Consider the following 21,712-nt stretch of genomic DNA (forward strand, 5'->3'; position numbering starts at 1 on the left):
GAAAAATCATGCGCGGCCTAAACCTGCATGATCTCCCCTTCTTTGACGGTAACAATCTTGTCCATTTCAGCAATGGTATCGTCAGTCAGCTTCTGGACTTTTTCGGAAAGTCCGCGGCTGTCATCCTGACTGATGTCGCCGTCCTTCTCCAGCTTTTTCAGCGTGTCCATACCATCGCGACGAACATGGCGTGCAGCAATACGGCCCTGTTCGGCATATTGATGCGCAATCTTGACCAGCTCTTTACGACGCTGTTCGTTCAGTTCGGGCAAAGGAATACGCAGCGTCATGCCGTCGGTGATCGGATTGAGACCAAGACCAGAATCACGAATCGCGCGCTCAACCGCACCAACCATGGTCTTGTCCCACACGGAAACCGAAAGCATACGCGATTCTGGCACAGTAATATTGGCGACCTGATTGATCGGCATTGTGGAGCCGTAAGCTTCAATCGTGATCGGTTCGAGCAAGCTTGCTGATGCGCGGCCTGTACGCAGGCCACCAAGGTCATGCTTCAGCGCGTTAACGGCGCCTTCCATGCGGCGCTTCAGGTCGTTGATGTCAAAAACATCGCTCATGCAATTTCTCCTTCAGTGCTTGGGGGCAAGGTCAATGATCAGTTATCGGAAACGATCGTGCAGCGTCCCCTGCCTTGCAGAATTTCGGCCAAGCCGCCGTTTTCATGAATGGAATAGACTATTATCGGAATGTTGTTCTCACGTGCAAGTGCAACTGCTGTGGTATCCATGACAGCCAGTCCGCGATCAAGAACTTCCTTATGGGTGAGATGATCGAAACGGGTGGCTTCCGGGTCTTTTTTAGGATCGGCGGTATAGATACCGTCGACTTGTGTTCCCTTCAAAAGTGCATCCGCACCGATTTCAGCAGCACGCAGGGCCGCCGCAGAATCTGTCGTGAAGAATGGATTGCCGGTGCCGCCCGCAAAAATAACAACCTTGCCCTCATCCATATAAGCAGTTGCCTGCCGCTGGGAGAAGCTCTCGCAGATTTCGGGCATGGCGATTGCCGACAGAACGACAGCATCCACACCGATCTTGTGCAGCGAGGTGCGCAAAGCCAGCGAATTGATGATGGTTGCGAGCATACCCATGTGATCACCGATCACGCGGTCGCCCCCCTTTGAGGCAACAGCCACGCCGCGGAAAATATTACCGCCGCCAATGACAACGCCAACCTCGACGCCAAGAGCACGCGCCTGCTTGATGTCGTTTGCAATGCGATCAGCGACCGAAACATCGATGCCAAACCCCTGACTGCCCATCAGTGCCTCACCAGAGGCTTTCAAAAGAACGCGTTTATAGGCGGGCTTAACGGACATGGAGGTTTCTCCGCAGATGATGAACGACTGTTACTATTGAGGTTGCGATACACGAAGGGCACCGCGTTGTCACGCGATGCCCTTCATAATCAAAAACCTTTTCAGACGAAAAGACTGATTAGCCCTTAACTGCCGCAGCAACTTCAGCAGCAAAATCGCTTTCTTCCTTCTCGATACCTTCGCCAAGCGCAATACGCGCAAATCCGGTGATCTTGGCAGGAGCGCCGATCGACTTTTCAGCTTCCTTGAGTGCTGCTTCAACAGTAAGGTCAGGATTGATAACGAAAGCCTGCGAAAGAAGAACAACTTCTTCGTAGAACTTGCGCATACGGCCTTCGATCATCTTTTCGATGATATTGTCTGGCTTGCCCGATTCACGAGCCTGCTCGATGAAGATCGCCTTTTCGCGCTCAGCAGCAGCCGGATCAACATCAGCAGCAGTCAGAGCAAGCGGGTTGATCGCAGCAACGTGCATGGCAACCTGACGACCGAATGCGCTTGCAGCTTCTGCATTGCCTTCCGTTTCGATTGCAACGAGAACGCCGAGCTTGCCGAGGCCATCTGCAACGCCATTGTGAATATAGGTAGCAACTGCACCCTTGGAGACTTCAAGAGCTGCCGAACGGCGGAAGCTGATGTTTTCACCGATGGTTGCAACAGCATCCTTAGCAGCCTGCGTTACCGACTTGCCTTCGATGTTTGCTTCAGCAACAGCTTCAGACGAACCGTCAGTCGACAGAGCGGTCTGGGCAATCTTGCGAACGAGATCCTGGAAAGCATCGTTGCGGGCAACGAAGTCGGTTTCGGAGTTGACTTCAACAACAACAGCCTTGTTGCCGGAAGCTGCAACGCCAACCAGACCTTCAGCAGCCGTACGGCCAGCCTTCTTGTCAGCCTTAGCGATACCCTTGGCGCGCAGATAATCAACAGCGGCTTCGATGTCGCCATTGGTTTCAGCAAGCGCTGCCTTGCAGTCCATCATGCCAGCGCCGGTCAGTTCGCGGAGTTCTTTAACCTGTGATGCGGAAATGCTCATTGTGTCGCCTTTCACGAAAGCGAAGGCACACCGAATGGGTGTGCCAACTTTTAACCGACGCTGATTGCATCGGAACGAATGAAGTTATCCACCCGTCATATGACGAGTGGATGAAAATCATAAACGCTGATTATGCGCCTGCAGCCGGAGCTTCGAGAGCTGGCTCAACAGGAACTTCAGCCTGTGCACCAATGTCGATGCCCATAGCGCCCTGCTGACGTGCAATACCGTCGAGAGCAGCGCGTGCAATCAGGTCGCAATAAAGCGAAATAGCACGTGCAGCATCGTCGTTGCCCGGGATTGGATAGTCGATCTGATCTGGATTACAGTTCGAATCGATGATCGCAACAACTGGAATACCAAGACGCTTGGCTTCCTGGATAGCAATTGCTTCCTTGTTGGTGTCAACGATGAACATCAGGTCAGGAACCGAACCCATGTCCTTGATGCCACCGAGTGCGCGGTCAAGTTTTTCACGTTCGCGCTCAAGGTTCAGGCGTTCCTTCTTGGTGAAGCCCTGTGCTTCGCCGGAAAGGATTTCGTCAAGCTTGCGCAGACGCTGGATCGAATTCGAGATTGTCTTCCAGTTGGTCATCATGCCGCCGAGCCAGCGCGCGTTGACATAGTACTGAGCCGAACGGGCTGCTGCGTCAGCAATAATGTCCGAAGCCTGACGCTTCGTGCCAACGAACAGAACACGACCGCCGCGAGCAACGGTGTCAGAAACGACCTTCAACGCGTTGTGCAGCAGAGGAACGGTCTGAGACAGATCGAGAATGTGGATATTGTTGCGGTCGCCATAGATGTAAGGAGCCATCTTTGGGTTCCAGCGGTGAGTCTGGTGACCGAAGTGAACACCAGCTTCCAGAAGCTGGCGCATGCTGAATTCAGGCAATGCCATCTGTATTTTCCTTTTCCGGTTTAACCTCCACGGGCTGAGGCGATCACTCGCCACCGGAGGCTGAGGCCGGATTTCTCCCGGCAAAAGCCCAATCCCGTGTGTGGAATAGGCGCGCTGTTAAACCAACGCGCCGATAAATGCAAGCCCTGCCCCTCAAATACGGGAGAGCGTTTGATTTCACCAATCAGATGAAACCAAGCTGTGTGGCTATATAAGCTAGCGGCTCAAGCTATTCAAATTCTCAGCTTAGCAGCTCTCTCACTTTTCAGGCATCAGTGAAGAATGATGGGAGGAAATCAACCATCGCTTATGATCCCAAACATAAGTAAACGTATAGCGGGCCTGCACTTTCTTCCCGTCAGCAAAAGTAAAAGTGTAAACACCTGTGTCAATCGCGTCATTACAACCAACTCGGATTGTGCGGCTATCTATATGCCCGACCGGATGCTCTTTTAAAAAATGTTCAAAGTAATCGATCCGCTCCCCGTCAGTCTTACGCACACGATTGGACATCGTAGGCAGAAGCACCGAGTCACGTGCGTAGTTTGCGGCTACTTTACGCGCATCTCCTGTCCGCAGTGAATTGTTCCAACGATCAAAGAGAGTGGCAATCTGAGCCTTGTCTGTTCGCACACATTGAGGATTGGCTTTTGTCACCGGGTGGTGATGCTTGGCAGCCGCCATAGACGGAGAAGCTGCCAATAAAACAACAGAAGCCAGAAACAATAATTTCTTCATAAAACAATCCACATAAATAATTTTACTATATCACGTCTTTATAACTATAAAAAAACAATAAAATGAAACTTAATCGGCATGCAACCGCAATTAATAGTTATAAAATATACCTCTTACTAAGGGCAGGCTTGTTTAACGGTGCTTTTATCCTCGCCATAAACATCGAGCTTAACCAACTTTCCGTGCATGGAAAAATCTCCATAGTCCATGGTCAGGTCACGGGTGATGCCGTTTCGGTAGAGCTTGAAATTGATACGATAGATTGGAAGACCGTCCTGCTTTTCCTTGTCGTCAAAATAGGAGATCGTCACCGGCCAGACATTGTCCCTCATGAACTTGCCCATGGCTTTGGCTTCATCGCCCTTGGCTTGCTGTTCCTTACCGACAACAACGGTCGTCGAAACAACACGGTCCGCGTCTTCTGATGCATCATAAAGAGACGTCTGGTAAAATTTCTCTCCGGCTACAGCCTTGGCAACAAGTTCTTCCATATGCATGGTTGGAAACTGCGTCGCCTTCAGATCAAGCTTGTTTTCCTTCGGCTTGGTGAGTGCAACCACGGTCTTTCCATCTTCAACCTTGGCATCACCGCGTACTTCCTTGACCAGCTCCTTGTCGACAAAGGTTTTGTTGACGAAATGGAAATCCTTGCCGTTACCACTTTCAAAGGTTGTCGTCTGCTGATCAGTCACGCGTTGCGGCTGCTCGTCCATGTCAATGCGTGTTACAAAACGAAAATTCGTTGTGTAACCTTCGCAAGCAGAACCATTAAACTCGTAAACCATGCGGCCCGTCAGACCAGTGATCCCGGATTTTTCATCGGCACGATCCAATGTAAGATCATACACTGCGCGATGCGGAACCAACGTCACCGTCGAAGCCGCATTGGCAACGCCGCCCCAGATACAAACCGCAGCTCCGGACGCCGCAAATGCCATACTCAAAAAACGCATATATGAATCTCCCGATCTGTTGAGGAGCATGATAAAAAAACTCGTGGCGGAAGCGAGGCAAAAATCGCACCCTCCCCAAAAGCTTCACCGATTCTATGTATAAAGTCGGAAGTAGAAGGCATTAAGTTAGCAAGGATTAATGGAATGACCGACACAATCGACAGCCGTCTTAAAAATCTGGGTATATCTTTGCCGGAGGCAGCAGCGCCAGCCGCAAACTATGTGCCTTTCGCACAGACGGGCTCTTTGCTGCTCACATCCGGTCAGCTTCCACTGGAAAACGGCAAGCTTGTGCACACAGGCCAGATTGGCGATACCTTAACGGTAGCTCACGGTCAGACGGCTGCACGCGCCTGCGCCATCAACATTCTGGCACAGGCAAAGGCAGCGCTTGGCGATCTTAACCGCATTAAGCGAATTGTGAAAATCACCGTATTCGTATCTTCGAGCACAACGTTCGTTGAGCAACACCTGGTTGCCAATGGCGCATCCGATCTGCTCGTCGCAGTCCTTGGTGATGCGGGTAAACACGCGCGCTCCGCTGTCGGTGTGGCAAGCCTGCCGCTGAATGCACCTGTTGAAGTTGAAGCCATCATTGAGGTTGCATAATGTCTTCTCCTGAATGGCTCAAAAAGCAGCCGATTGCGCATCGTGGTCTCCACGACCTCAACAATGCGCGCTGGGAAAACACGCTCTCAGCCTTTGATGCAGCCGCAAAAGCCGGCTTTGCGATTGAATGCGACGTACACCTGACCAAAGATGGCGGCGTCATCGTGTTTCATGATGATGATCTTGAACGCCTTACTGGACGCAAAGGCCGTATCAGCGATCTGACACTTGCCGAAGCCACTGAGTTGCGCATTGGCGACACAGATGATCATGCGCCAACGCTCAAGCAGATGCTTGACCTTGTGGCTGGCCGCGTGCCTATCGTAATCGAGCTGAAGGGCATTGAAGGCCGTGATGACGGCCTTGTGGCCGCCGTCGCCAAGGAATTGGCGGATTATAAGGGCGAAGTTGCAATCATGTCTTTCGACCATCATCTGGTGCGACTGTTTGCAAGCGATGCTCCGGGCATTCCCGGCGGCCTGACGGCTGAAGGCACCAGAATGAAGCATTTCGAGGCACATTTCTCGATGCTCGCGCATCCGATTTCATTCGTATCCTACAATGTGCATCATCTACCCAACCCGTTCGTCAGCTTCGTGCGCGACAAGCTCAACCTTCCGGTCATCAGCTGGACAGTGCGCGATATGGAAATGAAGAAGCACAGCGATCTCAACGTGGACCAGATTACCTTTGAAGGTTTCGATCCCCGATCATTGGTAGCCTAGAGAGAAAATCCATGAGTGACGACGAGAGGCAGACTGAGCAAAGCTTCGCCCTTCGCGTCGTCGAAAGCGTCGGCGATTTTTCGGAAGCCGAATGGAACCGCCTTGCCGGAGCCTCCCGGCAGGGTGACAATTATAACCCCTTTGTTTCACGCGCATTTCTTCTGGCGCTGGAACAATCCGGCTCCGTGTCTCAACAAGCTGGCTGGTTACCCCATTATCTACGCCTCGAAGACAATCAGGGGTTTCTAATTGGAGCCGTCCCCAATTACCTGAAAGGGCATAGCCAGGGCGAATATGTCTTCGACCACGGCTGGGCAGATGCTTTTGAGCGCGCAGGCGGCCGATACTACCCAAAGTTTCAGGCTTCCATTCCTTTCACCCCCGCCACTGGCCCACGATTGCTGCATCATCGGGAGTTTGAACCGGAAGCCATTCAGGTCGCTCTCGCAACCGGACTTCGGCAACTCACTGATCAGACAGGCGCTTCTTCTGCACATGTAACATTTGCGCCTTTAAGCGAAATTTCGGCACTCGAAGCAGCCGGCTTTCTTCATAGAACGGATCAACAGTTTCATTTCATAAACAATGGCTTTTCTAAATATGATGATTTTCTAAATGAACTTGTTTCCAGAAAACGCAAAGCCCTCAAAAAAGAGCGCCGCGATGCGCTTTCCGAAGGCGTAGAAATCGACTGGCTGACTGGCAAGGATCTGACGGAATCTGTATGGGACGACTTTTTTGAGTTCTACGTAGATACGGGTAACCGCAAATGGGGGCGCCCTTACCTCAACCGTCAGTTTTTCTCGCTGATTGGTGAAGCGATGGCCGAAGACATATTGCTGGTAATGGCAAAACGCAGCGGACGTTATATTGCCGGTGCCATCAATTTTATCGGCAGCGATACGCTCTATGGCCGACACTGGGGCTGCATCGAAGATCACCCCTATCTCCATTTCGAAGTCTGTTACCATCAGGCAATCGACTTTGCGATTGAGCGAAAACTGCGCGTTGTCGAAGCGGGTGCGCAAGGTGAACACAAGCTTGCCCGTGGCTATGTGCCGGTCACAACCCATTCCGCGCATTACATTGCACATGAAGGCTTCCGCCGTGCGGTCAGTGACTATCTGGAACATGAACGGCACGAAATCGAACAGATCCACACGGCACTGGAAAAGCACACGCCTTTCAGGCACACATAACCAGCTTGATAATTGAGTGAACTGGAGAAACAAGCATGTCTGCCACCTATGACGGCAACAACATTTTCGCGAAAATCCTGCGCGGCGAAATTCCGTCAACACGCGTTTATGAAACGGATGATGTCGTCGCTTTTATGGATGTCATGCCGCAGGGAACCGGCCACACGCTGGTTGTTCCCAGAGCACCATCGCGCAATCTGCTTGATGCAGAGCCGGAAGCGCTCGCTCAAGCCATCAAGGCCGTTCAAAAGATCGCCAATGCCGTGAAGAAAGCTTTTGATGCCGATGGCGTCACTGTCAGCCAGTTCAATGAACCGGCAGCAGGCCAGACAGTTTATCATCTGCACTTCCACGTCATCCCGCGTTTTGAGGGTGTAGAATTAAAGCCTCATACCGGAAAAATGGAAGATCCAGCCGTTCTTACAGCAAATGCTGAGAAAATCCGCGCAGCACTTTGATAAGAATCATCTTTATAAGCTTAACAAACCCGTTATCAGAAACGCCTCTGTCACCAATATTCCGACAAGCAACCGCTTTCCGGCAATGAGATAAGCAACAAAACCGGCAGCGGCTGATCCAACGCGCAACCACATCGGGGAGTTCGCAAGCTCCCCGTTCGGATAAAGAATAAGCTGGGCGATCACACCCGCGACAAGTGCCGTCGCGACACAGCGCACGAACACCAGAACCTCGGAATCTTCGCGTATCCGACCGCCAACAATGACGCCCATAACACGGAAAAGATAGGTCGGAAGTGCGCCTGCAAGCAGGATGAACATAAGCGGCCACCACCAGTCGGAATAACTGTCCCAGTTCATTGCACAGCCTCCTTCTTTGCCTTGCGCAAACGATGAAAGACAAATGCAATCAATCCGCCAACGACTCCCGTCACCAACAGATCATAGCCCGGTGCGAATTGATGAAAGATCGGAAACAGCACGATGCCGGAAACCATGGCAATCTGCCCTGCCCGTTCCCGCGCTGATCGCCAGAGCGACGTCAGAAAATACATTGGCGTAAGCATGAAAAGCGCTGCAAACACCACCGGCGGAAACGACGCCGATAATGTATAAACCAAGGCCACCACAAGCGCATTCGTTCCGACCAGAACGCTTCCAATGCCTGCAAAATAGCTTGTGCGCATATCGCGCGGCACATTGCGCAGCTCTTCCATCGCCATGACCCAGGCGGTCACTGCCACAAAATGACAAAGCGCTGCCAGCGTCAGCTTGCGCGTCTTTGGGCCTTTCAGCTCCGGTAAAAGTGCCACCACCATCGGCATAAGCCGAACCGACGACAATCCGACCGCCAAAGCTGCGGCAGGGATTGAAGCTCCGGCGCTGATCGCACCAATGAGCACCACCTTAGCAGGCAGTGCCCAGATGGTGAGTGTCATAAACACCGCCTGCCCGACAGTTATGCCGCTTTCAATCGCCAGTCCTGAAAAGCCAATAAACGAACTCATCAGCAAGATAGCAGGCACACTCACAATGCGTCGTGTGCCACGAAAAAACCAGCCAAGATGGCCAGATTGCTCTGCTGAGTGATGGTCGGAACTAGGGAATGGACTCGAAGACATACGGTAATTAGATCATGAGAGAGAGAAAATGCACCCGATATAAAAAGGCCCTTCACGTGAAGGGCCTTTTTACGTTTTTATTTCTTACGCGGCACTTTAGGGACCGATGATTTTGCCGTTGATGCCTTGGCAGAAGGTTTTGACTCGGCATCATCCTTGCCAGCGAGTACCTTTTCCTTCTCAGGCTTCTTTGCCGCAGCCTTCTTGCGAACGGGCTGCTTCTTTTCCGCCGGAATATCCTTTTTAGGCTTCACTGGCTTGTCCGAAGAAAGGGTTTCAAGCACGAGATCGGTTTTACCATCCTCTTTCTTCTTCACATCAACCCGAACCGTACCGCCATTTTTCAAGTTGCCAAAAAGCACTTCATTGGCCAATGGTTTCTTGATGTGCTCCTGAATAACGCGCGCCAGTGGACGCGCGCCCATGCGCTCATCGTAGCCCTTGTCAGCAAGCCATGCGATAGCGGGCTCGGTCAGTTCGAATGTCACACCACGTTCTGCAAGCTGCGCTTCAAGCTGAAGCACGAACTTCTGCACAACTTGATGAATGACGGGAACCGGCAGCGGACCAAACGGAACAATTGCGTCGAGACGGTTGCGGAATTCCGGCGTAAACAACCGGTTGATCGCTTCCATGTCGTCACCTTCACGCCGCGTCGAACCGAAACCAATCGCAGCCTTTGCCATATCGGCGGCACCGGCATTGGTGGTCATGATCAGGATAACATTGCGGAAATCGATCTTCTTGCCGTTGTGATCGGTAAGCGAGCCATGATCCATAACCTGCAACAGAATGTTGTAAAGGTCCGGATGTGCCTTTTCGATTTCATCGAGCAACAGCACGCAATGCGGATGCTGATCCACGCCATCGGTCAAAAGACCGCCCTGATCGAAGCCGACATATCCGGGAGGCGCACCGATCAAACGCGATACAGTGTGACGCTCCATATATTCCGACATGTCGAAACGAAGCAGTTCGACGCCAAGCGACGATGCAAGCTGCTTGGCAACTTCTGTCTTACCAACACCTGTCGGGCCGGAGAACAGATAAGAACCAATGGGCTTATCCGGCTCGCGCAAGCCTGCACGGGCAAGCTTGATTGCAGCCGAAAGCGCCTCAATCGCGAGATCCTGACCATAAACAACGCGCTTGAGCTCTGCATCAAGATGCGAGAGCACAACCTCATCATCCTTGGAAACCGACTTGGGCGGTATCCGCGCCATGGTGGCAATGGTTGCTTCGATTTCCTTGACACCAATGGTCTTCTTGCGCTTGTTTTCCGGCAGAAGCATCTGGCTTGCACCGGTTTCATCGATCACGTCGATGGCTTTATCCGGCAATTTGCGATCCGAGATATAGCGCGCGGAAAGCTCCACAGCCGACTTGATCGCATCAACCGTATATTTAACCTTATGGAAGTCTTCAAAATACGGCTTCAGACCCTTCATGATCTCAATGGCATCAGGGATCGAAGGCTCATTGACGTCGATCTTCTGGAAACGGCGCACAAGTGCACGGTCTTTTTCAAAGAACTGACGATATTCCTTATAGGTCGTCGATCCGATGCAACGGATTGCACCGGAAGACAGAGCAGGCTTCAACAGGTTTGATGCATCCATCGCACCGCCCGAAGTGGCACCCGCACCGATAACGGTGTGAATTTCGTCAATAAAGAGAACCGCACCCGGATAATCTTCAAGCTCTTTCACAACCTGTTTCAAGCGCTCTTCGAAATCACCGCGATAACGTGTACCGGCAAGCAGCGTGCCCATGTCGAGCGAGAAGATTGTTGCATTCGCAAGCGCTTCAGGCACGTCACCTTCAACGATACGCTTCGCAAGACCTTCAGCAATTGCCGTCTTGCCGACACCCGGATCGCCCACATAAAGCGGGTTATTCTTGGAGCGACGGCACAGCACCTGAATGGTGCGGCTGATCTCGCTGTCACGACCGATCAAAGGATCGATGCGACCGGATTTCGCTTTCTCGTTCAGATTGACGCAATAGGCGGTAAGAGCATCCTGCTTTTTCTTCGGACTTTCTTCCGGTTCCACGCTGGTGCGTTCTTCGCTCGGACTTTCCGCGCCACGCGGCGTGCGCGTTTCGCTGCTCTGCGTGCGTTTGGAAATGCCATGCGAGATATAATTGACGGCATCGTAGCGCGTCATCTGCTGCTCCTGAAGGAAATAGGCAGCATGGCTTTCCCGCTCGGCAAAAATGGCAACAAGCACGTTAGCGCCGGTCACTTCTTCGCGATTGGAGGACTGGACGTGAATAACCGCGCGCTGAATAACACGTTGAAAAGCGGCAGTTGGCTTGGAATCTTCATCATAGCCCGTGACGAGATTATCCAGCTCACGATCGATGTAATCGGTCACGATTCTTTTTAGATGCTCCAGATCGACGTTACAGGCGCGCATCACTGCGCCCGCATCCTGATCGTCGATCAGAGCAAGCAGAAGATGTTCGAGCGTTGCATACTCGTGATGCCGCTCGTTTGCGATTGTGAGGGCCTGATGCAGCGCCCTTTCAAGGCTAGATGAAAACGATGGCATATGACCTCACTTTTTCTCCATTACACATTGTAATGGATGCTGGTTTTGGCGGGCAAAATCCATGACCTGACTAACCTTGGTTTCAGCAACTTCGTATGTGAATACGCCGCACTCACCGACACCGTGGTTATGAACATGCAACATGATACGCGTCGCATCGTCCATGTCTTTCTGAAAAAAACGTTGCAGGACATGAATGACAAACTCCATAGGAGTATAGTCATCATTGAGAAGCAGAACGCGATAGAGGCTGGGCTTCTTGGTTTTGGGCTGCGTACGCGTAACCACAACGGTCCCGTTATCCGGTCCGTTCCCGCCGTTCGCCTTGCTTTGCATGACTGGATTTAAATACCGCATGTAACCTATCACCCAATGCCCAACTCTATGCCTGCTTGCCCTTCCTTATGTAGGGCGTCATAAGCTGATTTTAAGCCCTTCGCTGACACTTGCAACCGAGACTTATGACAAGGCTGCGCATTGGCACAGGTCTCTCCCAAAAATATTGCCAAATCTTATGATTTAAGCATCCGCGCAGAGCGTCCGCCGAGCATCGATCGGGCTGAGTTCCATGGGCTTCCCCAAAAACGGCACCACAACTTTTTTTTAAAATGTGTGAATAATCCAGTTACCATAAACGGATTGGTAACGCTGATGACAGTAAGGTTCCTGAATTAGATTGCTGTGTGCCCTTTGTGCCGCAGTCCAAAAAAACCGGAATACAGGCAGGTCATCATCGTGCGTACCGCATTCAGTAAAGTCGCATATGTCATGAAAAGAACAGCGCAAGCTGCGCTTCTTCTTGCTGTTGTAACAGGCTGCTCTACGGCCACAACCACGGTTCCTGCTGCGGCCAATGATCGGTACGCTGCGATCGTGGTCGACGCCAACACAGGTAAAACACTGTTTGCATCCAGCGCCGATGCGAAACGTTACCCGGCGTCGCTGACCAAGATGATGACAATTTATATGCTTCTTGAGGCAATGCAGTCAGGTCGCATCAACAAAGACACGCGAATTCCGGTTTCCGCATATGCCGCAGCACGTCCACCGACAAAAATCGGCTTCAAAAAAGGCCAGTCCATTCGCGTCGAGGATGCAATCCTTGCAATGGTAACAAAGTCAGCGAACGACGTCGCAGCTGCATCCGGTGAATTCCTTGGCGGTTCGGAAGAGCGATTTGCACAGATGATGACGGCAAAAGCGCGTCGTCTTGGCATGAGCAACACCACATTCCGCAATGCTTCCGGCCTGCCAAACATGTCGCAGGTTACAACTGCGCGCGACATGGCAATCCTCAGCATTGCACTTCGCCAGCATTTCCCGCGTGAATTTGCTTATTTTTCGCGCAGTAGTTTCCAATATCGCGGTCAAACCATTCGCGGTCACAACCGTCTGCTTGGCCGTATCGAAGGTGTTGACGGCATCAAGACCGGCTACACCAATGCTTCCGGCTACAACCTTGCCTCATCGGTTAATCTTGATGGACGCCGCATCGTCGCCGTCGTGATGGGTGGCAACACCGGCGCAAGCCGCGATGCCCATATGGCGCAGCTCATCAAAAAATACCTGCCAATGGCAACACGTGGTCGCGCTTCCGAACCTCTCATTGCCATGCGTGGTGACGTTCCTCAGGTTGTCGCATCAGCTCAACTGCCAAAGGCACGCAACGCCCCAGTCCCTGTAGCCCGTCAAGCCGGCATTGAAGACGTCATCAACAATGAATCAGGTGAAGGCGACGTCGATCAGCCGCAGGTTCTGGCTCTTGCTGCACCAACGCCGCGTCCGGCAGCACTCGCCGCAGCGCAGGCAGCTGTCCGTCCAATGCCAAAGGCTGCAATCCCTGCGGCTCCTGCTCAGCATGATATTGATCCCGTAACAACCGCTTCTGCAGCTGCATCAGGCGGATGGGCTATTCAGGTTGGCTCGCTGCCAAGCGAAGGTCAGGCACGCGATATGCTTGCAAAGGTGTCCTCATCTGTTGGCGGACCACTTCGGTCAGCCTCCCCCCATACCGAGACATTCGTAAAAGGCGGTTCGACATTCTACCGCGCCCGCTTTGTCGGATTTTCGTCAAAGAAGGCAGCCTGGGATGCATGTGCATCGCTGAAAAAGAAGAGTTTTGGCTGCTACGCAGTCGCAAATTAATCCCAGCGAGGGGGTAGCCCCTCTCGTAACCGCTTTAGACCCGAAAATAGTATTGCGTAGAGGGTTTCGAGATGTCGAATATGAATGAAACGATCGGACAACATGCTTTGGCACCCAGCCTATGGGCTCTAGAAGCGCCACGGCCTTCAGCCCTCGGGTCCCTGTTTTCGGTGCAGGCACTTAAGCAGGCGGCGATTCGCATTGCAGATGTCCGTCATGGCAAAGGACTCCATACACGTGATCTGGTCGGCCTGCTGGTCAGCCACGCAGCGCGCAATCGCAGAATGGTACAACCGCGCACAATGATGCGCATGACCCTGCCCGTCACATCGGACAAGGTTTCAGTACGCCTCACCATCGAAAGCTGACATACGAAATGAAAAAAGCCTGCCAGAAACGGCAGGCTTTTTTCTTTGTAACCGTCCAACAAGACCTGCGTAACGCCTTTAGCGATCCCGCTTTAACGCAAACGAATCTAAAGCAATCCGAGATCCGCCAGCTCACGTCGCAATTCCGGTGGCAGAGCGGCTCTGCCAGATTTCCCCGCTGCTTCATCGGCAGGAACCTCATTTTCATTCAGATACCGCCACCCCTGAAAAGCGCGGCGCGGCTGCCACTCCGTCGGATGAATCTTGGGTTCGAGCACCAGATGACAGCGGTTGATTCCCTGCTCATCCGTAAACGGGCGTATGTCCAGAAGACGCTGGCGACATTGCACATTGCCCTTGATCACCCAATAGAGCGAACCACCTGCAAGCAATTCATCCACCCGTTTGGGAACCATGCGGGTTGTATGAAACTGCTCGGGCACAACACCGGCAGCACGCTGCTCCGCAAGCCTGAAATCAATCCAGGCTGCGAGGTCTTCAATACTGTCGCAACCGACGCAAAGTTTGACGAGATTAATTGCCATGGGCCTGATTTAGCCAAGCCGTGTGCAGTCTTCAAGTGATAAGAATCTGTCTCAGCAGGCAACCACATTAACAGCCAGTCCACCCTGACTGGTTTCTTTGTAGCGCTCGCTCATATCATGCCCCGTCTGACGCATGGTTTCGATACAGGCATCGAGCGGCACAAAATGCTGACCATCACCCTTCACCGCCAGAGATGCAGCCGTAACGGCTTTCACAGCACCGAGCGCATTGCGCTCAATACATGGCACCTGAACAAGCCCGGCGACTGGGTCGCATGTCATGCCCAGATGATGCTCAAGCGCGATTTCAGCAGCATTCTCAATCTGTTCGGGTGTTCCGCCCATAACGGCAGCAAGACCAGCGGCAGCCATCGCAGAGGCCGAACCAACCTCGCCCTGACAACCAACTTCTGCACCGGAAATAGAGGCATTATGCTTGATCACACCGCCAATGGCGGCCGATGTCAGGAGAAAATCACGAATGCCCTTCGCATCGGCATCATCATGAAAATGCAGATAGTAGCGCAACACTGCCGGAACCACACCCGCAGCGCCATTGGTCGGAGCCGTTACAACGCGCCCGCCGGAAGCATTTTCCTCATTGACCGCCATTGCGTAAACAGACAACCAGTCATTGGCGAGCAGCGGATTAAGCTTGTTATTGCGCCAATCCTCTTCCAGCCGCTCAAAAAGCTGCCGCGCACGACGGCGCACATTCAATCCACCCGGCATAATTCCATCGCGACTTAATCCACGCTCAATGCAGCCACGCATTGCACCCCAAATTCGATCGAGACCTTCGTCGAGATCAAGGCAAGACATATGGCATTCTTCATTGGCACGTTTCATATCGGCAATCGAAAGACCGCTCGTGTTGGCCATTTCAAGCATTTCGGCGGCGTTTTTGAACGGATAAGGCACATCAGCCTTTTCCTCACGCTTGCCGCCACTGGTCTGCACGCGGCTTAACTCTTCCGCAGTGACGACAAAGCCACCGCCAATCGAAAAATATACGCGGCGAAGCAGAAGCCGATCACTCTTGTCATAAGCTTCAAAAGCCATGCCGTTTGCATGCCCCGGCAAGGGCGTTTTGCGATCCAGCACCAGATCGGTTTTTGGATCGAACTGATAGGCAGGATGGCCAGCGGGATGGACGGTTTTCGCGCGCGAAACCTTTTCGACTTCGCTATCCATAATATCAGGATCGATCTTATCAGGTGTATAGCCGCAAAGCCCCAAGACCACAGCGCGATCAGTCGCATGACCAACGCCGGTATAAGCAAGCGAGCCATGCAGAACGGCCTTGAGACGAAAGACTTTGGCATTGGCTGGTTTTGGCCACTCGCCGGCGATCAGCTCGTCGAGAAACATATGGGCGGCGGTCATCGGGCCCATCGTATGTGAACTCGAAGGTCCAATGCCAATCTTGTAAAGATCAAATACCGAAAGAAACATTCTACACCTATCCAGCCCAAATTCAGGCTGTGCAATTCCATGTGCCAAGCCGCATAAAACGGCAGACCAAGATGATATTACACCATTAACAGATAGTGTAGGAGAGCAACAACGCCAACAGAATGCCGGATTGCGGCATCATTTTTCCGCTTTCCGCAGCGCGTTTGGCATTACACCGAGAAAAGATAAGCCATGAGAATGATAGCGGCGAGGCCAACGACTGCCCAGAGCGTTACGCCCCAGCAGGATTTTTGAACGGTTTCGTCCATGGATATTTTTAAAACCTTGTTGTGCAACTCTTGTTAGCAGCGTCCTTCACAACGCTGTTACCGGAGATATAGCCCTGACGCAGATGAAACGCAACGCTGAAAAGTGGCTGAAATGCGGCGCGTTTATTATTCTCACAAAGGTACGTTTCAAAAACCCTCTTTGTTTCAGCATCTTAACAACAAAGGTGCTTAACAAAAGCTTAAAAGTCACGGCGAAATTGCGGCATCAGGGTTGTGGAAGCAGCATATCTGTCTTTCCGGTCAGCCAATAGGCTGTCAAACCCACCCATTCCCGCACCGCAACGCTAAAGCGCGACAACGCCTCATTGGGTGATTCAAAATAAAGCGAAAAGCGCTGTTTTGCGGGTGTCTTATAATCAACAGGCCATGCAACGACATCAAAACCTGCCTTACGAAAACACCCGATGGAACGTGGCATATGATAAGCCGAAGTTACCAAAAGCCACGTCTCTCCAGCCTTCGGCTCTGCCAGAGCCTTGGAAAACACGGCATTTTCAACTGTATTGCGTGACTTATTCTCAAAAATGAAACGATCGCCGGAAAAGCCAAGATCGGCCAGCATGGTGCGCGTGCTGTCGGCCTCCGGCTTTGCTTCCTCAAAAAACGCTCCGTCACCGCCCGACACGATCACCTTTGCATCCGGATAAAGCCGCGCAAGCCGCATCGTCTCAAATATCCGGTCAGCCGCGCTGTTCAATTCGAATCCGGGACGCCCCGCATTGATGTCGCCATTCATATAACCGCCCAAAACCACAATTCCGTCCACATGCTGCGGAAGTTCAGTTATTTTGGCAAAGCGATCTTCCAGAGGCACAAGCATAATGCTGCCAAGCGTTGTATATGCACTGACAAACAAGATCACTGCACCGCTTATCAGCGCGGCGAGCCCCAGTTTCCTTAACCCGGTCCAGATCAACACGAGTGCGAGCAACAGCAGGACGAAGATGATGGTCAGCGGCTGGAAAAACAGCCAGAAAAGCTTGGAAACGCTGAAAAACAAATCGAACTCCGACAAGAACTGCTGATTTCACAACGGCGTAACGAATCCGTTATTCGACATACTATAGCCATGTCAGCGCATGTGATAGAAATCTGCCAGATTCGAATTCGATAGCTCAGGATGCACGATGCAGAGCAATGCTGAAACGACTGTAACGCCCTCAAGCCGTCTGCGCCTGACGCGCATTGATATTGCGCGTGGCGTCGCGCTAATTGCGATGGCGATTTATCATTTCGGCTGGGATCTTGAATTCTTCGGTTATATGGCAGCGGGCACCACCGGGCATGGCGGCTGGAAACTCTTTGCACGCTGCATCGCGTCGAGCTTTCTGTTTCTCGTTGGTTTCAGTCTTGTTCTGGCCCATGGCCGCGCCATTCGCTGGAATGCGGTTGGAAAGCGCCTGCTGCAAATCGTAGCAGCGGCTGCGGCTATTTCTGCAGTGACATATTACATGTCGCCCGACAATTTCATCTTCTTTGGCATCCTGCATCAAATCGCGCTGGCAAGCGTTCTGGGCCTGCTATTTCTGCATCTGCCGCCCGTTTTGACATTGGCCGTAGCCGCCTTTGTCATCAGCGCACCATTTTACGCGCAAGCCGACATTTTCAATCAGATGTGGCTGGCATGGGTTGGGCTGTCGACAATCCCACCGCGCTCGAATGATTATGTTCCGCTGTTTCCGTGGTTTGGTGCCGTGCTGATCGGCATTGCAACGGCGCGCATTTTCGAACGGTTCAACTGGCTGCCGCTGCTCTCGGGCGAGATAAAGCCCCAGTTTCTGCAGAAGCCGCTGACCTTTATCGGTCGTCACAGCCTTGCATTCTATCTGATCCACCAGCCCGTACTGATTGCACTCGTCTATTGCTTCTCGCAAGTCTCGCCGCCCGACCAGCGCGCTGCTTTTACGCAGTCCTGTGTCGCATCATGTCTGCCAAATGGCAGCGAAGCTTTATGCAACCAGTTCTGCGGCTGTGTCGTCAGCGAACTCGACAAAGCCAAACTGTTCGATGAGGTTTTTAGCGGCAAGGCTGACCAGAACAACAATAGCACGGTTCAGCAAATCGTTCAGATGTGCTCACCAGTGCCCGATAATCAGCCATAACAGTTACGTGGAAACGCCAAGCTCGGCCAGACGTTCGATACACGCTTCTTCAACCTGATCAAGTTCGGAAAGGGTTTCGTCAATATCACGGCGCTTCTGACGAAGATCAGCGCGCTTTTCTTCAACGCGCTTCATCAAAAGCTTGAGCTGCCCCGTTTCACCGGGCGGCTCGCGATACATCTGCACGATTTCATGGATTTCCGCGATTGAAAAGCCAAGCCGCTTCCCACGCATGATCTGCTTGAGAAGATGCCGGTCTGAAGGCCTGAACAAGCGCGTGCGACCACGCCGTACAGGCGCGATCAATCCCTCATCCTCGTAGAAACGCAAAGTACGGGTCGATATCCCGAATTCCCGCGTCAGTTCTGTAATCGTATAATATTCACGCACTTTTATATCCCTGCCTTGCAACATGCAGGCAATTGTTGTGCTACCGCATTTACGTAAAAGTCAATATTAAACCGTCACAAATGGTCATAATGATTAAAAATTAGGCTCCATATTTTTAGCTTGACCTTGCCATGATACTGCCGCTCATGCGTTATGAAATCATAACGGGATCAATAACTGACAGCGATTCATGCGACGCTCACTCAAATATACCCTTGTTGGACTGGTCATTGTTGCGCTTTTGGGCGCGGCACCTTTTGCGCTTGAGCCGGTTGTTCAAAAAATCGGCGAAAACTCAATCAGGCAACTCGCCAGAGACGGTAACTTCTGCACAACCGATAAATGCGATGAGGGTATAAATTACGCCATCGGATTTCTTGAAACCAATTACGGCCTGTCACCGGAAAATGTTAAATGGTGCATGGGCGTCGATGTTATTGCGCATTATGAATTGCCGTTTGGTAATGGTCTGAAAAAGTTGGTCACGGACCAGATGTATCAGCGTTGCGGTGATCCAAATCAGGATGAACCTATGGCCAACGGCACCGCAGAATAGAAGGCTTTTCGCTCAATGACGCGACTTTTTCGCATCGCCGCCTGGCTGGTTCTGGTCTCGATCCTGATTGTCACGATCAGCCCGATTCAGTTCAGACCAATCGCCAGCCAATCTGCAGATTTGGAGCGCTTTACAGCTTTCTTCCTCGTCGGGTTCCTGTTTGCTCTCGCCTACCCCCGTCATTGGGTTCAAGTTCTGATATTAACAGTGGGATGCGCGGGCATGTTCGAACTCATGCAACGCCTCGCCCCCGGTCGACATGGTGAATTTATTGATTTTGTCTTCAAAGCAATTGGCGCGATGGCGGGCGTTTGCATTGGGCGCGGACTGAGCCTTCTGCCGGTATTCAGCCCAAAAAATGAATAATAAAAAGAGTGTCTTATTTTCCAACTAAAATGGAACCAAATGTGTTTTAATGCATTGAACAGACATCAATTGTATGGAGACATGAAATGGCTGACAACAAAACCGCTAATGATATTCAGCACGCTCTCGAACAGCAGATTGCAGATCTACGCGGTGAATTAAAGCGTCTTTCCAAGTCACTGGCTTCGCAATCAAGTGAATTCAGAGATCGTGCAGAAGATGCCCTTGATGACGCATCTGGTCGTTTCCGCCACGCAGCACAGGTTGTGCGTGAACGTGGTCACGCTGTCGCAGAGACCGTGAAGGAAAACCCCGGCACCGCGACCACATTGTTTGGCACCGCGGGCCTAATCGGTATCGCGATCGGCGTTGCAATTGGCTGCATCCTTTCTGATCGCCGTTAAGAACGAAATCCTCCCAATGAAAAGCCGCGCTTCTCTGGCGCGGTTTTTTTGCGCTTTACCGGAAACAATATCACTGTTAGTCGAAGCCATTGGCAATTTGCCACCGGTCGCAGCCTACCCGGTAAAAACAAGGACAAGTGTCTGGATATTCCAGCACAGGACTGCGCCGTGGCTTTTTAAAAAGGCACGTAAATGTCTGAAAAAACGATATATTCTGACCTCAAGCAGCTCGGATCAAACACTACTGTTCCCCAATCCCCTGAAGAAGCGGTACTGGAACGGGTTCCAAACCCGCAAGCAGGAACGCCCTATTGCATTCGCTTTACCGCACCTGAATTCACCTCGCTTTGCCCCATGACCGGACAACCGGACTTTGCGCATCTGATGATCGATTACGTGCCCGGAAACTGGCTGGTCGAAAGCAAATCGCTCAAGCTGTTCCTGTTTTCATTCCGCAATCATGGCGCTTTTCACGAAGACTGCACAGTCACGATCGGCAAACGTCTGGTGGAGCTTCTGGAGCCTGAATGGCTGCGTATCGGCGGCTATTGGTATCCACGTGGCGGTATTCCGATTGATGTGTTCTATCAGACTGGAGAAGCCCCGAAAAATGTCTGGATTCCAGAACAGTCTGTACCCAATTATCGTGGTCGCGGCTGATCGCAATTTTCTGTATCTATGTGCGCAGATTTGGCGAACGTTGCCATGTAAACCGGAAGGGCTTCAGATGAAATATTTTGTTCTGTTGATCGTGCTAACAACTCTATCCGGTTGTGGTGCCGGAAAAGCGGCAATGGATGCAGGCAAGGGCTTTGACCGATTCGCCTGCATGTCCCGCAATATAAAGGGCGAGACACCCTGCCCGCAGCCCGATAACCAAAGTCAGACCCCGTAAAGCTGGAAAGAGGCAGCAATGGCCATTCAACCCGAAGACGTCCTCGATTTCTGGTTTTCAGCAAAGATGCGCGAAAACTGGTTCAGCAAAAGCGATGCAATCGATGCGGAAATTCGTGAAAAATTTCTCGCAGGCTACGAAGACGCGCGTGCCGACAAGTTTGAAAACTGGAAACAGCAGCCGGAAAGCGCACTTGCACTGACGATTTTGTTCGATCAGTTTCCGCGCAACATGTTTCGCGGCTCTGCACGCTCGTTTGAAAGCGATGGCCTCGCCCGTGATGTAGCGGCGCAGGCACTCGATCATGATTTTGACCGCAAGCTATCGGCAGAACAACGTCAGTTCTTTTATCTGCCCTTCATGCACAGCGAACATCTCAGCGATCAGAAGCGGTGCATTGATCTATACGAAAAGCTCGGTGATGAATTCTCCTTAGGCTTCGCACGCCAGCACCACGATATTATCGAACGCTTTGGCCGCTTTCCGCATCGAAACAAAGTTCTGGGCCGCGAGACGACACCCGAAGAAGCCGAATTCCTTAAAGAGCATTCCGGTTTCTGAT

The 21,712-nt window shown here is 52.0% G+C and carries 27 protein-coding genes; 13 read left to right on the forward strand and 14 right to left on the reverse strand.

Translation table 11 applies throughout. From position 1 onward, the window contains the following. Window positions 1-17: 17 nt before the first annotated feature. From frr to eipB, 6 genes are all read right to left on the reverse strand, one after another. Complete coding sequence (gene frr / locus VBH83_RS07580) at window positions 18-578, reverse strand: ribosome recycling factor (RefSeq protein ID WP_265984565.1); 561 nt, start codon at window positions 576-578, stop codon at window positions 18-20. 38 nt (window positions 579-616) lie between these two features. Next, window positions 617-1,339 carry a UMP kinase gene (gene pyrH, locus VBH83_RS07585; RefSeq protein WP_265984564.1) on the reverse strand — a complete coding sequence of 241 codons (723 nt, stop codon included), beginning with the start codon at window positions 1,337-1,339 and terminating at the stop codon, window positions 617-619. Between the two features lie 118 nt (window positions 1,340-1,457). Continuing rightward, entirely contained in the window at window positions 1,458-2,375 is a 918-nt protein-coding gene (gene tsf / locus VBH83_RS07590) for a translation elongation factor Ts (protein ID WP_265984563.1), read from the reverse strand. Window positions 2,376-2,505: 130 nt separating this feature from the next. Then, entirely contained in the window at window positions 2,506-3,276 is a 771-nt protein-coding gene (gene rpsB, locus VBH83_RS07595; RefSeq protein WP_265984562.1) for a 30S ribosomal protein S2, read from the reverse strand. A 258-nt stretch (window positions 3,277-3,534) separates the two neighbouring features. Then, on the reverse strand, window positions 3,535-4,014 hold the full coding sequence (locus tag VBH83_RS07600) for an SgcJ/EcaC family oxidoreductase (RefSeq protein WP_396997030.1): 480 nt from the start codon (window positions 4,012-4,014) through the stop codon (window positions 3,535-3,537). 116 nt (window positions 4,015-4,130) lie between these two features. Next, window positions 4,131-4,967 (reverse strand): cell envelope integrity protein EipB, encoded by an 837-nt coding sequence (gene eipB, locus VBH83_RS07605; RefSeq protein ID WP_396997032.1) that lies wholly within the window; start codon window positions 4,965-4,967, stop codon window positions 4,131-4,133. Window positions 4,968-5,111: 144 nt separating this feature from the next. Between eipB and VBH83_RS07610 the strand changes: the two genes are divergently transcribed. The 4 genes from VBH83_RS07610 to VBH83_RS07625 are packed head-to-tail and all read left to right on the forward strand — an operon-like array spanning window position 5,112 to window position 7,958. Continuing rightward, window positions 5,112-5,576, forward strand: coding sequence for a RidA family protein (locus tag VBH83_RS07610; RefSeq protein ID WP_265984559.1), 465 nt, complete (start codon window positions 5,112-5,114; stop codon window positions 5,574-5,576). Then, window positions 5,576-6,301 (forward strand): glycerophosphodiester phosphodiesterase, encoded by a 726-nt coding sequence (locus VBH83_RS07615; protein WP_265984558.1) that lies wholly within the window; start codon window positions 5,576-5,578, stop codon window positions 6,299-6,301. Before VBH83_RS07610 ends, VBH83_RS07615 begins: the two co-directional genes overlap by 1 nt. 11 nt (window positions 6,302-6,312) lie before the next feature. After that, window positions 6,313-7,500 (forward strand): GNAT family N-acetyltransferase, encoded by a 1,188-nt coding sequence (locus VBH83_RS07620; RefSeq protein ID WP_396997035.1) that lies wholly within the window; start codon window positions 6,313-6,315, stop codon window positions 7,498-7,500. A gap of 35 nt (window positions 7,501-7,535) precedes the next feature. After that, window positions 7,536-7,958: an HIT family protein gene (locus tag VBH83_RS07625; RefSeq protein WP_265984556.1), complete on the forward strand. Its 423-nt coding sequence runs from the start codon at window positions 7,536-7,538 to the stop codon at window positions 7,956-7,958. Between the two features lie 12 nt (window positions 7,959-7,970). On the opposite strand, the gene VBH83_RS07630 is transcribed toward VBH83_RS07625, so the two are convergent. The 4 genes from VBH83_RS07630 to clpS all read right to left on the reverse strand — a co-directional run bounded on the left by VBH83_RS07630 (window position 7,971) and on the right by clpS (window position 11,991). Then, window positions 7,971-8,318, reverse strand: a complete 348-nt coding sequence (locus VBH83_RS07630; protein WP_265984555.1) for an AzlD domain-containing protein — start codon at window positions 8,316-8,318, stop codon at window positions 7,971-7,973. Beyond that, window positions 8,315-8,965: an AzlC family ABC transporter permease gene (locus VBH83_RS07635; RefSeq protein WP_265984554.1), complete on the reverse strand. Its 651-nt coding sequence runs from the start codon at window positions 8,963-8,965 to the stop codon at window positions 8,315-8,317. Before VBH83_RS07635 ends, VBH83_RS07630 begins: the two co-directional genes overlap by 4 nt. A 191-nt stretch (window positions 8,966-9,156) precedes the next feature. Beyond that, the gene (gene clpA, locus VBH83_RS07640; protein WP_265984553.1) at window positions 9,157-11,634 is read right to left on the reverse strand and encodes an ATP-dependent Clp protease ATP-binding subunit ClpA; all 2,478 of its coding nucleotides are present in this window, start codon (window positions 11,632-11,634) and stop codon (window positions 9,157-9,159) included. Between the two features lie 6 nt (window positions 11,635-11,640). After that, on the reverse strand, window positions 11,641-11,991 hold the full coding sequence (gene clpS, locus VBH83_RS07645) for an ATP-dependent Clp protease adapter ClpS (protein WP_265984552.1): 351 nt from the start codon (window positions 11,989-11,991) through the stop codon (window positions 11,641-11,643). A 378-nt stretch (window positions 11,992-12,369) separates the two neighbouring features. On the opposite strand from clpS, the gene VBH83_RS07650 reads away from it, so the two are divergent. Next, a complete protein-coding gene (locus VBH83_RS07650; protein ID WP_265984551.1) occupies window positions 12,370-13,779 on the forward strand; it encodes a D-alanyl-D-alanine carboxypeptidase in 1,410 nt (469 codons plus the stop codon). Between the two features lie 71 nt (window positions 13,780-13,850). Next, window positions 13,851-14,147: a hypothetical protein gene (locus tag VBH83_RS07655; RefSeq protein ID WP_265984550.1), complete on the forward strand. Its 297-nt coding sequence runs from the start codon at window positions 13,851-13,853 to the stop codon at window positions 14,145-14,147. Window positions 14,148-14,254: 107 nt separating this feature from the next. Here VBH83_RS07655 and VBH83_RS07660 read toward each other — a convergent pair whose 3' ends face one another. From VBH83_RS07660 to VBH83_RS07670, 3 genes are all read right to left on the reverse strand, one after another. Next, window positions 14,255-14,692 carry a DUF1489 family protein gene (locus VBH83_RS07660; protein ID WP_265984549.1) on the reverse strand — a complete coding sequence of 146 codons (438 nt, stop codon included), beginning with the start codon at window positions 14,690-14,692 and terminating at the stop codon, window positions 14,255-14,257. Between the two features lie 51 nt (window positions 14,693-14,743). Further along, on the reverse strand, window positions 14,744-16,147 hold the full coding sequence (locus VBH83_RS07665) for an L-serine ammonia-lyase (RefSeq protein ID WP_265984548.1): 1,404 nt from the start codon (window positions 16,145-16,147) through the stop codon (window positions 14,744-14,746). Between the two features lie 495 nt (window positions 16,148-16,642). Continuing rightward, window positions 16,643-17,437 carry a YdcF family protein gene (locus tag VBH83_RS07670; RefSeq protein WP_265984547.1) on the reverse strand — a complete coding sequence of 265 codons (795 nt, stop codon included), beginning with the start codon at window positions 17,435-17,437 and terminating at the stop codon, window positions 16,643-16,645. Window positions 17,438-17,564: 127 nt separating this feature from the next. Here VBH83_RS07670 and VBH83_RS07675 point away from each other — a divergent pair, with 127 nt between their 5' ends. After that, window positions 17,565-18,539 carry a DUF1624 domain-containing protein gene (locus VBH83_RS07675; protein WP_265984546.1) on the forward strand — a complete coding sequence of 325 codons (975 nt, stop codon included), beginning with the start codon at window positions 17,565-17,567 and terminating at the stop codon, window positions 18,537-18,539. 3 nt (window positions 18,540-18,542) lie between these two features. On the opposite strand, the gene VBH83_RS07680 is transcribed toward VBH83_RS07675, so the two are convergent. Further along, window positions 18,543-18,929, reverse strand: coding sequence for a MerR family DNA-binding transcriptional regulator (locus tag VBH83_RS07680; RefSeq protein ID WP_094577492.1), 387 nt, complete (start codon window positions 18,927-18,929; stop codon window positions 18,543-18,545). A gap of 190 nt (window positions 18,930-19,119) precedes the next feature. Between VBH83_RS07680 and VBH83_RS07685 the strand changes: the two genes are divergently transcribed. The 6 genes from VBH83_RS07685 (at window position 19,120) to VBH83_RS07710 (ending at window position 21,711) form a co-directional block, all read left to right on the forward strand. Beyond that, window positions 19,120-19,485: a hypothetical protein gene (locus tag VBH83_RS07685; RefSeq protein WP_265984545.1), complete on the forward strand. Its 366-nt coding sequence runs from the start codon at window positions 19,120-19,122 to the stop codon at window positions 19,483-19,485. A gap of 15 nt (window positions 19,486-19,500) precedes the next feature. Beyond that, on the forward strand, window positions 19,501-19,851 hold the full coding sequence (locus VBH83_RS07690) for a VanZ family protein (protein ID WP_265984544.1): 351 nt from the start codon (window positions 19,501-19,503) through the stop codon (window positions 19,849-19,851). Window positions 19,852-19,937: 86 nt separating this feature from the next. Beyond that, window positions 19,938-20,255, forward strand: a complete 318-nt coding sequence (locus tag VBH83_RS07695; RefSeq protein WP_265984543.1) for a YqjD family protein — start codon at window positions 19,938-19,940, stop codon at window positions 20,253-20,255. Between the two features lie 192 nt (window positions 20,256-20,447). Continuing rightward, window positions 20,448-20,915, forward strand: coding sequence for a preQ(1) synthase (queF, locus tag VBH83_RS07700; RefSeq protein WP_265984542.1), 468 nt, complete (start codon window positions 20,448-20,450; stop codon window positions 20,913-20,915). 67 nt (window positions 20,916-20,982) lie between these two features. Further along, window positions 20,983-21,150, forward strand: a complete 168-nt coding sequence (locus VBH83_RS07705) for a hypothetical protein (RefSeq protein WP_265984541.1) — start codon at window positions 20,983-20,985, stop codon at window positions 21,148-21,150. A gap of 18 nt (window positions 21,151-21,168) precedes the next feature. Next, complete coding sequence (locus VBH83_RS07710; protein ID WP_265984540.1) at window positions 21,169-21,711, forward strand: DUF924 family protein; 543 nt, start codon at window positions 21,169-21,171, stop codon at window positions 21,709-21,711. Window position 21,712 lies beyond the last annotated feature (1 nt).

This window comes from Ochrobactrum sp. S1502_03 (assembly GCF_044435015.1).
Taxonomy (GTDB): domain Bacteria; phylum Pseudomonadota; class Alphaproteobacteria; order Rhizobiales; family Rhizobiaceae; genus Brucella; species Brucella chromiisoli.

Excerpts from the sequence above, each read along its gene's own strand:
- frr (WP_265984565.1), bottom strand. The coding sequence starts at position 578 with ATGAGCGATGTTTTTGACATCAACGACCTGAAGCGCCGCATGGAAGGC.
- pyrH (WP_265984564.1), bottom strand. The coding sequence starts at position 1,339 with ATGTCCGTTAAGCCCGCCTATAAACGCGTTCTTTTGAAAGCCTCTGGT.
- tsf (WP_265984563.1), bottom strand. The coding sequence starts at position 2,375 with ATGAGCATTTCCGCATCACAGGTTAAAGAACTCCGCGAACTGACCGGC.
- rpsB (WP_265984562.1), bottom strand. The coding sequence starts at position 3,276 with ATGGCATTGCCTGAATTCAGCATGCGCCAGCTTCTGGAAGCTGGTGTT.
- VBH83_RS07600 (WP_396997030.1), bottom strand. The coding sequence starts at position 4,014 with ATGAAGAAATTATTGTTTCTGGCTTCTGTTGTTTTATTGGCAGCTTCT.
- eipB (WP_396997032.1), bottom strand. The coding sequence starts at position 4,967 with ATGCGTTTTTTGAGTATGGCATTTGCGGCGTCCGGAGCTGCGGTTTGT.
- VBH83_RS07610 (WP_265984559.1), top strand. The coding sequence starts at position 5,112 with ATGACCGACACAATCGACAGCCGTCTTAAAAATCTGGGTATATCTTTG.
- VBH83_RS07615 (WP_265984558.1), top strand. The coding sequence starts at position 5,576 with ATGTCTTCTCCTGAATGGCTCAAAAAGCAGCCGATTGCGCATCGTGGT.
- VBH83_RS07620 (WP_396997035.1), top strand. The coding sequence starts at position 6,313 with ATGAGTGACGACGAGAGGCAGACTGAGCAAAGCTTCGCCCTTCGCGTC.
- VBH83_RS07625 (WP_265984556.1), top strand. The coding sequence starts at position 7,536 with ATGTCTGCCACCTATGACGGCAACAACATTTTCGCGAAAATCCTGCGC.
- VBH83_RS07630 (WP_265984555.1), bottom strand. The coding sequence starts at position 8,318 with ATGAACTGGGACAGTTATTCCGACTGGTGGTGGCCGCTTATGTTCATC.
- VBH83_RS07635 (WP_265984554.1), bottom strand. The coding sequence starts at position 8,965 with ATGAGTTCGTTTATTGGCTTTTCAGGACTGGCGATTGAAAGCGGCATA.
- clpA (WP_265984553.1), bottom strand. The coding sequence starts at position 11,634 with ATGCCATCGTTTTCATCTAGCCTTGAAAGGGCGCTGCATCAGGCCCTC.
- clpS (WP_265984552.1), bottom strand. The coding sequence starts at position 11,991 with ATGCGGTATTTAAATCCAGTCATGCAAAGCAAGGCGAACGGCGGGAAC.
- VBH83_RS07655 (WP_265984550.1), top strand. The coding sequence starts at position 13,851 with ATGTCGAATATGAATGAAACGATCGGACAACATGCTTTGGCACCCAGC.
- VBH83_RS07660 (WP_265984549.1), bottom strand. The coding sequence starts at position 14,692 with ATGGCAATTAATCTCGTCAAACTTTGCGTCGGTTGCGACAGTATTGAA.
- VBH83_RS07665 (WP_265984548.1), bottom strand. The coding sequence starts at position 16,147 with ATGTTTCTTTCGGTATTTGATCTTTACAAGATTGGCATTGGACCTTCG.
- VBH83_RS07675 (WP_265984546.1), top strand. The coding sequence starts at position 17,565 with ATGCAGAGCAATGCTGAAACGACTGTAACGCCCTCAAGCCGTCTGCGC.
- VBH83_RS07685 (WP_265984545.1), top strand. The coding sequence starts at position 19,120 with ATGCGACGCTCACTCAAATATACCCTTGTTGGACTGGTCATTGTTGCG.
- VBH83_RS07690 (WP_265984544.1), top strand. The coding sequence starts at position 19,501 with ATGACGCGACTTTTTCGCATCGCCGCCTGGCTGGTTCTGGTCTCGATC.
- VBH83_RS07695 (WP_265984543.1), top strand. The coding sequence starts at position 19,938 with ATGGCTGACAACAAAACCGCTAATGATATTCAGCACGCTCTCGAACAG.
- queF (WP_265984542.1), top strand. The coding sequence starts at position 20,448 with ATGTCTGAAAAAACGATATATTCTGACCTCAAGCAGCTCGGATCAAAC.
- VBH83_RS07705 (WP_265984541.1), top strand. The coding sequence starts at position 20,983 with ATGAAATATTTTGTTCTGTTGATCGTGCTAACAACTCTATCCGGTTGT.
- VBH83_RS07710 (WP_265984540.1), top strand. The coding sequence starts at position 21,169 with ATGGCCATTCAACCCGAAGACGTCCTCGATTTCTGGTTTTCAGCAAAG.